This is a genomic window from Psychrilyobacter sp. (assembly GCF_037132775.1).
Taxonomy (GTDB): Bacteria; Fusobacteriota; Fusobacteriia; order Fusobacteriales; family Fusobacteriaceae; genus Psychrilyobacter.
Genome location: NZ_JBAHZY010000154.1, coordinates 1 through 11457, shown reverse-complemented (window position 1 = coordinate 11457; position 11457 = coordinate 1). Strand labels below are relative to the sequence as shown.

8 protein-coding genes are annotated in these 11457 nt (G+C 32.1%); 5 read left to right on the top strand and 3 right to left on the bottom strand.

The features are described 5' to 3' along the window. Positions 1-236 precede the first annotated feature (236 nt). A complete protein-coding gene (locus V5784_RS12000) occupies positions 237-788 on the bottom strand; it encodes a ferritin family protein (RefSeq protein ID WP_336889261.1) in 552 nt (183 codons plus the stop codon). Between the two features lie 87 nt (positions 789-875). After that, positions 876-1349, bottom strand: a complete 474-nt coding sequence (locus tag V5784_RS11995; protein WP_336889260.1) for a GyrI-like domain-containing protein — start codon at positions 1347-1349, stop codon at positions 876-878. A 300-nt stretch (positions 1350-1649) separates the two neighbouring features. On the opposite strand from V5784_RS11995, the gene V5784_RS11990 reads away from it, so the two are divergent. The 5 genes from V5784_RS11990 (at position 1650) to V5784_RS11970 (ending at position 9893) form a co-directional block, all read left to right on the top strand. Continuing rightward, positions 1650-4445 (top strand): heavy metal translocating P-type ATPase, encoded by a 2796-nt coding sequence (locus V5784_RS11990; RefSeq protein ID WP_336889259.1) that lies wholly within the window; start codon positions 1650-1652, stop codon positions 4443-4445. A 516-nt stretch (positions 4446-4961) separates the two neighbouring features. Beyond that, positions 4962-5573 carry an aminodeoxychorismate/anthranilate synthase component II gene (locus V5784_RS11985; protein WP_336889258.1) on the top strand — a complete coding sequence of 204 codons (612 nt, stop codon included), beginning with the start codon at positions 4962-4964 and terminating at the stop codon, positions 5571-5573. Positions 5574-5582: 9 nt separating this feature from the next. Then, positions 5583-6965: an aminodeoxychorismate synthase component I gene (gene pabB, locus V5784_RS11980; protein WP_336889257.1), complete on the top strand. Its 1383-nt coding sequence runs from the start codon at positions 5583-5585 to the stop codon at positions 6963-6965. A 9-nt stretch (positions 6966-6974) separates the two neighbouring features. Next, positions 6975-7784 (top strand): aminotransferase class IV, encoded by an 810-nt coding sequence (locus tag V5784_RS11975; RefSeq protein WP_336889256.1) that lies wholly within the window; start codon positions 6975-6977, stop codon positions 7782-7784. A 63-nt stretch (positions 7785-7847) separates the two neighbouring features. Beyond that, on the top strand, positions 7848-9893 hold the full coding sequence (locus V5784_RS11970) for a carboxy terminal-processing peptidase (protein WP_336889255.1): 2046 nt from the start codon (positions 7848-7850) through the stop codon (positions 9891-9893). Between the two features lie 243 nt (positions 9894-10136). Here the strand turns inward: V5784_RS11970 and cysK are convergent, their stop codons facing one another. After that, positions 10137-11060: a cysteine synthase A gene (gene cysK, locus V5784_RS11965; protein WP_336889254.1), complete on the bottom strand. Its 924-nt coding sequence runs from the start codon at positions 11058-11060 to the stop codon at positions 10137-10139. Between the last annotated feature and the right edge of the window lie 397 nt (positions 11061-11457).

Here is an 11457-nt window from a genome sequence, read left to right as displayed (position 1 = left end):
TTAATGCACTAAAATCCAAACTGGTATTAGGTGTTTTACTAAGATATTTTCTAATTAGCTCTTTTCGCGCTAATTCATCAGGGGATAAATCTTTTCTTCTTTTTCTCATAAAAAAACCTTCAAATTAATGTAATTGTAGTTCACACTAATTTGGAGGTTTACACAAAATATGAGACAGACCCTTAAATTAAAAAAAGAAGAAAATTCAATTGAATTTTCTTCTTTCTTAATCATAATTATTTCCCTTCAAAATATCTTTCTAATAAACCTTTGAATGATTTTCCATGTCTAGCTTCATCTTTAGCCATTTCATGTACTGTATCGTGGATTGCATCAAATCCTAATTTTTTTGCTCTCTTAGCCAATTCAAATTTACCAGATGTAGCTCCATATTCTGCTGCTACTCTTAATCTTAGGTTTTCTTCAGATGAATCACAAACTACTTCTCCTAATAATTCAGCGAATTTAGCTGCATGTTCTGCTTCTTCAAATGCAATTCTTTTGTATGCTTCAGCAACTTCAGGGTATCCCTCTCTATCTGCAACTCTTGACATCGCTAAGTACATCCCAACTTCTGTACATTCTCCTGCAAAGTTAGCTCTTAATCCTTCGATGATCTCTGCATCTCCACAAGCTAATCCTTCTCCTAATTTATGTTCAGTTGCCCATTCTTCAGTGGCGTTTTCATCATAGGCTACGAATTTATCTTTACCTGCTTTACATACTGGACAGACTTCAACGTTTGCATCTAATATTTCCCCACATACTGTACATCTTAATTTTGCCATTTTTAATCACTCCTTGTATATATATATTATTTTAAATTGTATTAATTACAAATTTATAATAACTTGTTTTACAAGAAATGTCAACAATTATTTTATAGGAATTAAAAGATAATAGATTGATTCTGGATTATCCATACCCAGATATGAATTATCATAGAGTTCAAAGGAATTTATCCCTCTCTCCATATCTGAAGTAATCTCTCCTCCTACCATGGCAAAGGTAAATACATCGGTATAAAATTTTTCTATTGTTTCGGTATTCATAATCCCTTTAGACTTAAATTTAGCATATTTTCCGCCAGGGATAGTTATTTCTTTTTTTTCAAATTCTTTTAAAATAGGAGTTTTTATCTCAGCACAAACTGAATAATCAAACTCCAGGGTAGTCATATCAAAATTTCTAGAGACACCATAGAGAACTTCGCTAGTTGTATAATCAACGGATTCTACAAAGGTCATCCACATAGTGTTGATAAGGCCTTCTTTTTTATTTTCAGTTGTAATGTGCTCTTCAATACCAAAACATTTTTGTTTTTTAAATTCTACATTTTCAAATTTCATTTTTACCTCCTAATATAACTATATATTTTTAAAATAGCTTTGACTATAAGTATACTTTATATTTAAAGAAAATACCAAATAATAAATATCTTTGACAATTTAAAGGTCAGGTGGTAAACTCCTTACATAGGGTATGGGGGTATAATTGTAGGGCAGGAAATTAGTGAAATTATATTCATCATGGCTCTAAATATTGGTTAGGTCTTAAAAATTAAAATTTTCGTATAAAAAAATGATTTTTTAATTAATTATAAATTATTAATTTTGTATTGGGCTTTAAGGCTTTAAGGAGTGAGGAATATGAAAACTACAGTGATAAAGTTAACGGGCTTAGGGTGTGGAAAGTGCAAGAAAAAAGTAGAAGAAATATCAAATAATATGAATGGCATAAGTAAAGGGGTAGTGGATCTAGAAACTTCTACTTTAACCATTAGCTTTGAAAGTGAGATTGCAGTAGATTTTGATCATCTAAAAAAAGAGATAATAAAAGCAGGATATGGAATTGTAAATGAGGAAAAAATAAATAAAAAAGAATCAGAAAAAAATTCAAATACTATAAAAACTGGCGATAGGATAAGATCTGAAAAAGAAGAATCTATAATAGAAAGTGGTTCTTTAATAACTGAGACAATTGAGATAGGAGGTATCACCTGCCAGGCTTATGTGAGAACCATTGAGACTAAAACGGGAAAATTAGACGGAGTAGAAAAGGCAAATATAAATTTTTTAACAAGTAAATTGGAGATAGTTTTTGATCCTAGGAGAGTGACTCTAGAGACCATAAAGAAAACTATTGAATATGCAGGGTATAAGGTTATAGAAGAAGAGTTGGTAGAAGATCTAACTCTAAAGATAGAGGGGTTGACTTGTCAATCATGTGTTAGGAGTATAGAAGTAAATCTAGGGAAGGAAAATGGTGTCAATGAAGTTGTGGTAAATCTAGCCACAGAAAAAATGAGGATAAAATTTAATAAAAAAGAGATAAAATTATCTCAGATTAGAAAAAAAATAGAAAGTTTGGGATTTAAAGCTATAAAGAATAATGGAAATATGGATTTTGACAAGAAAAAATTGGAACTGAAGAAAAAATGGTATGAATTGATGGGATTACTTTTTTTTGGAGGAGTAATACTATATATAGCAATGGGATCTATGCTGGGAGCTTCTTTGCCTAAGATTATTGACCTGAATAAAAATCCATTGAATTTTGCACTGATTCAGTTGTTATTTACAATGCCGGTAGTTTATTTAGGAAGAAGGTTTTATTTGGTAGGGTTTAAAGTTTTATTTAGGAATCCAAATATGGATAGTTTGATAGCTATTGGTACAGGATCTGCAATATTATATAGTCTATATGGAACGCTTGAAATTTATATGGGAAATATAACTATGGCACACCATTTGTACTATGAATCGGCAGTGGTAATCTTAGCACTTATCTCTTTGGGAAAATATTTGGAAGATGTAAGTAAGGGGAAAACCTCAGAAGCTATTAAGAAATTGGGAAATTTAAGACCCAAGATGGCCAATCTTATGAAAGATGGTGAAATAATAGAAATAGAGATAGAAGAGGTAGAAGTAGGAGATATTGTACTGGTTAAACCTGGGGGAAAAATTCCTGTAGATGGGATGGTTATAAACGGCCAGACTAGTGTAGATGAATCGATGCTGACTGGAGAAAGTTTACCTGTGAAAAAGATGGTAGGAGATAGGGTAGTAGGAGCAAGTATAAATAAAAATGGAAGCATCCAAGTAGAAACAAAAGCTGTGGGAGAGGATAGTACCTTGGCTCATATAATAAAATTAGTAGAAGATGCTCAAGGATCCAAAGCTCCTATTGCTAGGATGGCGGATATAATATCAGGATATTTTGTACCAATAGTTATAGTGATTGCCATGATTTCATCAAGTTTATGGTATTTAGCAGGGAAATTAGGTTGGATAGAGTTAAACAATGATCCTAGTATATTTGCGTTGACTATATTTATAGCAGTGCTAGTTATAGCTTGTCCATGTTCTTTAGGTCTTGCTACTCCTACAGCTATCATGGTAGGAACTGGTATGGGGGCTAAAAATGGGATACTTATAAAGGGTGGAGAAGCATTGGAGACTACCTATAAATTGAATTACATAATTTTTGATAAAACAGGGACTATTACCCTTGGAAAACCTAAAGTAACAGATATAGAAAAATCAGAAAAAATCGGAGCAATAGATAAAGAAAAATTATTACAACTGGCTGGATCTCTTGAGACTCATTCTGAACATCCTCTAGGAGAAGCAATAATAGAAGAAGTAAAAGTAAGGGGGATGAAATTATTAAAGGTAAGTGGATTTAATTCAATAACAGGAATGGGGATAGTAGGAGTAGTAGAGGAAAAAACTATCCTGGTCGGGAATGAAAAATTGATGATAAAATATAATATAGAAATACTGTCTAAAGATAAAGAAAAGATAGACCAATTGGCTAAACAAGGGAAGACACCAATGATGATAGCTATAGGGGGTAAATTCAGTGGGATAATAGCAGTAGCCGACCCAATAAAGGAAAGTAGCAGAAAAGCTATTCAAAATTTAAAAGATATGGGAATAAAGGTAGCTATGATAACTGGAGATAATAAAAAAACAGCAGAGGCAATAGGGAAGCAAGTGGGAATAGACGTGGTGTTATCTGAAGTAATGCCTGAGGATAAGATAGAAGAGGTAAAAAAACTGCAGGAGCAGGGATATAAAGTAGGTATGGTAGGGGATGGAATAAATGATGCTCCTGCACTGGCTCAGGCAGATGTTGGAATAGGGATAGCTTCGGGAACGGATGTAGCTATGGAGTCAGCGGATATAGTACTTATGAAAAGTGACCTAAAGGATGTAGCAGTAGCTATAGAGCTCAGTCGTGCTACTATTAAAAATATTAAGCAGAATTTGTTCTGGGCATTTGGATATAATACTTTAGGGATACCGGTAGCAGCAGGGGTTTTATATATATTTGGTGGACCGTTACTAAATCCAATGATAGCAGGAGCAGCTATGGCAATGAGTTCAGTTTCGGTAGTGAGTAATGCACTCCGGTTAAAATTATTTAAGAGTAGATATTAATTTTAGATGAAAAATACCATTACAATGAGAGATTAAAGAAAAAATTAAAAAATAGATTAAACAGAATAGGGGGATAAATAATAAGATGTTAACTATCCCTAACTTTGATTTCTTGAGGTTCAGGGAGAGCAAAGTTAGGCAAGAGAGGTTATTTTTTAAATTTGTTAATGAAACTTTTGATTTTACTTTTTAAGAAATTGCTTCTTAAGAAACAACCAAATGTAAAGCCTATAATACTGAAAATTAAGACTTGAACTATAATTGGTGACATAAAAACCTCCTTAAAATATTTTAAGTGTATTATATTACTTTAATAATAAAATGTCAAAATAGAAGTTTTAATAGAGTTTAGATTTGAACTTAATAAATAAAAAAATAAAAAATAATTAAACCTTTTACAGTCTAGATGAGTCTAGTAACTGTAGAAGGATTTTTTATATTATTTAATTTCTTGATAATATTATGAAATTGACATATACTTTTAATAATAAACTATGGGCATTATAGGAGAAAATTATGATATTAATGATAGACAATTACGACTCTTTCACCTATAATCTAGTTCAATATTTAAATGAATTAGGAGAAGAGGTAAGGGTGTATAGAAATGATGAGATAAGCTTGGATAAAGTGAAGGAACTTAACCCTGAGATGATAGTTATATCTCCTGGGCCTAAAACACCAAATGAAGCAGGAATAAGTATAGAACTAATAAAAAAATTCTATAAAACTATCCCTATATTGGGAATTTGTCTGGGACATCAGTCTTTAATCCAAGTATTAGGTGGCAAGATAATAAAGGCTGAAATACCAGTTCATGGGAAAGTAGAAGAGATAAGTCATACTGGAGTAGGCGTTTTTAAAGAGCTTAAAACCCCGTTAAAGGTGACAAGGTACCATTCTCTCATAGCCGATAGGAATCAAATGCCAGAAGAACTGATGATTACAGCAGAGACTGCTAGTGGTGAGATAATGAGTGTAAGACATAAAAAATATCTTTTAGAGGGAGTGCAATTTCACCCGGAAGCTCTCCTAACAGAGTGTGGGTACGAGATGTTGGCTAACTTTTTAGCAGAAGCAAAAACTTTTCTTCAAATCAAGGAAATCAAAGTAAAAATAAAAGTTTAGGAGTAGGAGATGAAAAAAGCAAAAATTATAGACTTTAAAAGTAATTTAGATAGTATGGAGTTATTCGAAGCTATAAAAAAAGATGGGAACTATCCGTTTTTTTTAGATAGTGGGATGGATAGTGAAAAATTGGGAAGGTATTCATTTATAGGTGTAGATCCGTTTTTAATGATAAAATCAGAAGGAAATAGAGTGAGTTTAGAAGAAGATGGGAAGGTGAAAACAATGGATGGGAATCCTTTGGATATTTTACAGGAGAAATTAGATCTATATAAAATTGAGAGGGAGGAGATCCCCTTTGTAGGTGGAGGAGTGGGATACTTTTCTTACGACTTAGCTCATCTGATGGAAAAATTACCAAAGAAAGTAAAAAAAAATGTGGATATTCCTGAAATGGTCATGGGGTTTTATGACGGGATCATAATAATAGATCATAGAGATAATAAAAAATATATAGGAGCAATAGGATTTAAAGAAAATATAGAGGAAATAATAAAAAAAATAGAAAATAATATAGAACAACATGAAAAAAAATTAAAAATAGAAGAAACAAAAAAAAATCTGAAGGATAGAGATATAAACTCTAATATGACAGAGGAATATTATTTGGCATCTATAAAAAAGTTGAAGGACTATATCTATTCAGGGGATATCTACCAAGTAAATCTTACCCAGAGGTTTGAGTGCGATTTTGAAGGGGACTCCAATGAATTATATAAAAATTTAAAGGCAATAAATCCAGCTCCATTTGCCGTATATTTAGATTTTGGAGAGGGAGAAATAATATCTAGTTCACCAGAAAGGTTTATAAAACTAACTGATGGAACAATAGAGACTAGGCCTATGAAGGGAACTAGACCCCGTGGAAAATCAAAAGAAGAAGATGAGAGACTAAAGGCAAAGTTAATAAATAGTAAAAAAGATAGGGCTGAACTACTGATGATAGTAGACCTTATGAGAAACGATATAAGCAGGGTAGCCAAAACGGGAAGTGTAAAGGTAACGGAGTTATTTCATCTAGAAGAATATGCGACAGTGCTACAGATGGTAGCCACAATAGAGGGGGAACTAAAGGATGAACTATCAGCAGTAGACATAATAAAATCAACATTTCCAGGGGGATCTATCACGGGTGCTCCTAAAATAAGAGCCATGGAGATAATAGATGAACTAGAGACAACGGCTAGAAATATATATACTGGGAGTATAGGATACTTGGGATTCGATGGTGATATGGATCTAAATATCGCAATTAGAACAATAGTTTTAAAGGATGAGAAGGCATACTTTCAAGTAGGAGGAGGTATTGTCTGGGACTCAGATCCCCATGAAGAATATGAGGAAAGTCTGGTAAAGGGCCAGGCATTGGTGAAGGCACTGAACATAACTTAGGAGTTGAGTATGATGAATTACATAATTTCAAATGATAAATTCATATCATCGGATGAATTTAAGTTGAATATAGAAGATGGTTTGTTATATGGATACGGGGTTTTTGAGACCATTTTATTAAAAGATAAAAAATTAATTTATTTGAAAGAACATTACAAGCGCTTAATTAAAGCGGTTGAAAAAATTAAAATAAATATGGAACTAAGTTTTGAAAAATTAAGTTTTTATTTAAACCTTTATATTCAAAAAAACTCTTTAGAAAACTCTGTTTTGAGGGTAACTATTTTGAAAAATTGTGATTCATTTGATATGCTGATAACCCACAGGGAAGATAAGTATAAGGCTTCAAAATACAGAGAGGGATTTAAGATGGAAATATCTGAATTCAAAAGAAACCCCCATTCTATATTATCTGGGATTAAATCAGTAAATTATTTGGAAAATATATATGCACTTAGGGAAGCCAAGAAGATAGGCAGTGATGAAGTATTATTTTTGGATTGTAAAAATTATATATCTGAAGGGGCAACGTCGAATATATTTTTTATTAAAGATGGAGTGGTCCACACACCCACAAAGGAATGCGGACTGTTAAAGGGGATAATTAGAGAAAAAATTATAGAGATTATAGACGAAAATAGAGATTTGAGGTTAAAGCAAGGATTTTTTTCACTAAAAAAACTATTAGAGGCAGATGAGGTGTTTTTGACTAACTCTGTAATGGGAATTATGCCAGTATCAAAAATAGATCATACAGTTTATGATTTAAAAAAATATCGTATAACAGATTTATTGATAGAGGAACTTAGTAGATATTAAATTTTTAGGGAAAAAAGATAGACCTTAATAGATGAAAAACTCTAAAATACTAGGAGGCATAATATGAAAATACACAAAAAAATAATGGTATTAATTGGAATGTTGTTTATAGCAATAGTTTCTGTTGGTGAAGTAAATGGAGAAAAAAAAGAACAAATGAACAAGGTGTTATCGGATATATCTTTTTCATTAGAAACAACCCACTATAAGGATTTAAATATAGATGATGAATTTTCTAAAAATGTACTAAAAAATTATCTGGATACATTGGATTATAATCATCAATATTTCACCCAAGCTGAAGTAGATGAAATCTATGAAAAGTGGGGGATACAATTAGATGATGATTTTTTAAAGGGGAACTCTAGAGCAGCTTTTGAAATATATGATATTTATAAAAATGCTGTAGAAAGAGTGATCAAATATCAAACTAAACTATTGAAAAACCCTAGGAGTTTAGATTTTACTGTGGATGAAAAATTAGTTTATGATAGGGAAGAGAAACCGTATTTTTCAACAAAAAAGGCCTATGAAAACCATTGGAAAAAGATGTTAAAGTCATCCATCTTATCCTTAGAGGACTATGAAGAATTGACATATAAAGAGAGCACTGATAGGATGAAGAGCAGGATGGTAACAAGAAAAAAATTATTGGAGAAAAAAACTACAGATGATATATATTCATATTTTGTAAATGCTTTTTTAAAGGAATATGGTCCTCATACTAGCTATCTTTCGGCTAAGGAAAAAGCAGATTTTGATATAAGTATGAAACTGCAACTTTCAGGGATAGGAGCAGTACTTACGGGGGAAAAAGGATTTATTAAGGTTGTAAAAGTCATGCCTAATGGTCCTGCTGCAAAAGGAAAGCAACTCCAGCCTGAGGATAAAATAATAGCTGTAGCCACAGATGGGAAAACGTTTGAAGATATAATGGACTGGCCCCTGGGAGATGCCGTAAACCTTATTAGAGGAGAAGAGGGGACAACTGTAAAATTAAGGGTAATTCCAAGTGGCAGTAAAACGGCGAAAGAATATACTTTTGTAAGGGAAAATGTAAAATTAGAAGATAGGGGAGCTAGATATTTTATAAAGGAAGCTAAGTCAAAAAATTCCATTTATAAGATAGGAGTAATTAGTCTACCCTCATTTTATATGGATTTTGATGCTTATAGTAAGGGAGATAAAAATTATAAGAGTACTACAAGGGATGTAAAGGAAATTATAGAAAAATTAAATAATGAAAATATAGATGGGTTGATCATAGATCTTAGAAATAATGGTGGAGGATCTCTCAGCGAAGTAAATAATCTTATGGGATTATTTATACCCTATGGTCCTGTAGTCCAAGTAAAGGAAGGTGGACGCGTAAGTTATTTAGGAGACGGGGATATGACAACTTATTTTGATAAACCAGTAATAGTCATGGTAAATAGACTCAGTGCATCTGCATCTGAAATTTTTGCAGCAGCAATGCAGGATTATAGACGTGGAATAATTGTGGGGACTACTACTTTTGGGAAGGGAACAGTACAGACTATAAAAATTTTAGACCTTGGAGAATTAAAATATACTAATGGTAAATTTTATCGTATAGATGGTGGAAGTACACAGCATAAAGGTGTGACGCCGGATATATTATTTCCTCCTACATATGACAGTACAGAGATAGGAGAAAGTTCACTGGATAATCCGCTCCCTTGGGATGAGGTAGACTCTCTAATAAATGGAAGAGAAAGTAAAAGTAATAACCAACTAAAAAAATATTTGACCGAAAAACATATGGAAAGAGTAGCAAAAAATCCTGATTTTATCTATAATACTAAAAGGTATGCTGTTATCCAAGAAATAACAAAGGATAAAGAGATATCTTTAAATAGAACGGTCAGAGAGAGGGAAACAAAGGAATTGGAAGATAAATGGCTAAAGATAACCAATGAGAAGATGGTGGCTAAAAATGAAGTAGAACTTAAGGATTATAAGGCTTTAGAAGAATACAATAAAAAAAGAGCTAAAAAAGATCAACTGGAACTATTAAAAAAAGATGGTGAAATTATAGAAACAGTGAAGATATTAGCTGATGAAATAGCCATAGGAAGAAAAAGATAAAAACTATATGAATTAGAGTTAAAAGAATTACCTTTATATTTGAGTAAAGTTTTTAATGTTTTAAGGTGTTTTATTGAAGGTATTTTAATTACATATGAGATGGATTAAAAAAGATTATAAAAATTGAAACCAAGAAGATTTAGTTTTGAATGACTAAATCTTCTTGGTTTTTTTAAAAGAATAAAATTTATTATTATAGGATTTTTAGGAGTTTTAACTGTTTTAAATTTTATATAAATTGAATTAATAAAATATACCGCTGGAAAGATATCTCTCTCCTGTATCCATAATAAGGGTCAATATTTTTTTACCTTTATTTTCAGGACGCCTAGCCAGGTTTAATGCAGTAGCCAAGTTTGCTCCAGAAGAAATTCCTCCCAGTACTCCCTCCTCTTTGGCTAGCCTGTTAGTGATCTCTTTGGCCTCTTCATAGGAGATGGTAGCTATTTCATCCATAACAGATGGATCGAATGTGGCAGGAATAAACCCAGCACTCATTCCCATTCCCTGGATATCGTGGGGACCAGTAACTCCTGTAGAGATAAATGGAGCCCTCATAGGTTCTACAGCGACAGTATAAATATCGTTATTTTTATCCTTTAAATATTTTGATACTCCTGAAAAACTTCCTCCAGTTCCAGTCCCACAGATAAAGATATCTAACTCATCTTTAAAAGTTTCCCAAATCTCAGTCCCTGTAGAATTATAATGTGCCATGGGGTTAGCTGGGTTTGAAAATTGATCAGGAGCAAAACTATTTGGGTGTTGCTTCATCAATTCATCGAGTTTACACAGACAGCCTTTCATTCCTTGAGACCCGTCAGTTAAAACTAGTTCAGCTCCATAGGCATTTAAAAGTTTTCTTCTCTCTACACTTACGCAATCAGGCATGACAATGATTAACTTATATCCTTTCACGGCACAGACCATAGCTAGACCAATTCCTGTATTTCCACTGGTTGACTCGATAATTGTATCGCCTTTTTTTAAGTGCCCGCTTTTTTCAGCTTCCTCTATCATATTCAAAGCCACTCTGTCTTTTACAGAACCAGCAGGGTTAAAGGATTCCAATTTGATATAGATGTCTGCATGGGTATCGTTGATATTATTTATTTTTAAAATTGGAGTTCTTCCAATAGTTTCTAGGATGTTATTTAATATTTTCATTTTTTATCCACCTCTGTTATATATTTGTCAAAGCTATTAACAGTATATCATTTATATATAGAACAATAAAGCAACAAAAATAAACTTTTTTTGTTCCATGAATTATGGTGGTCGTGTTTGTCAAACAGTTTATGAAAAAACTTAAGCAATTTTTTAAGTACCAAAATATACTTTAGCAGGTGTTTCATAATCTAAAGAACTATGTCCTCTATCGTTATTATAAAAATTAATATACCATTTTATTCCCGTGTATAATTCTCTATGGTGGTCGTGTTTGTCAAACAGTTTATGAAAAAACTTAAGCAATTTTTTGAGTACCAAAATATACCTTAGCAGGTGTTTCATAATCTAAAGAACTATGTCCTCTATCGTTATTATAAAAATTAATATACCTTTT

Bases quoted from the DNA above. Each gene is read 5' to 3' on its own strand.
- V5784_RS12000 (WP_336889261.1), bottom strand. From the start codon at position 788: ATGGCAAAATTAAGATGTACAGTATGTGGGGAAATATTAGATGCAAAC.
- V5784_RS11985 (WP_336889258.1), top strand. From the start codon at position 4,962: ATGATATTAATGATAGACAATTACGACTCTTTCACCTATAATCTAGTT.
- V5784_RS11970 (WP_336889255.1), top strand. From the start codon at position 7,848: ATGAAAATACACAAAAAAATAATGGTATTAATTGGAATGTTGTTTATA.
- V5784_RS11995 (WP_336889260.1), bottom strand. From the start codon at position 1,349: ATGAAATTTGAAAATGTAGAATTTAAAAAACAAAAATGTTTTGGTATT.
- V5784_RS11975 (WP_336889256.1), top strand. From the start codon at position 6,975: ATGATGAATTACATAATTTCAAATGATAAATTCATATCATCGGATGAA.
- cysK (WP_336889254.1), bottom strand. From the start codon at position 11,060: ATGAAAATATTAAATAACATCCTAGAAACTATTGGAAGAACTCCAATT.
- pabB (WP_336889257.1), top strand. From the start codon at position 5,583: ATGAAAAAAGCAAAAATTATAGACTTTAAAAGTAATTTAGATAGTATG.
- V5784_RS11990 (WP_336889259.1), top strand. From the start codon at position 1,650: ATGAAAACTACAGTGATAAAGTTAACGGGCTTAGGGTGTGGAAAGTGC.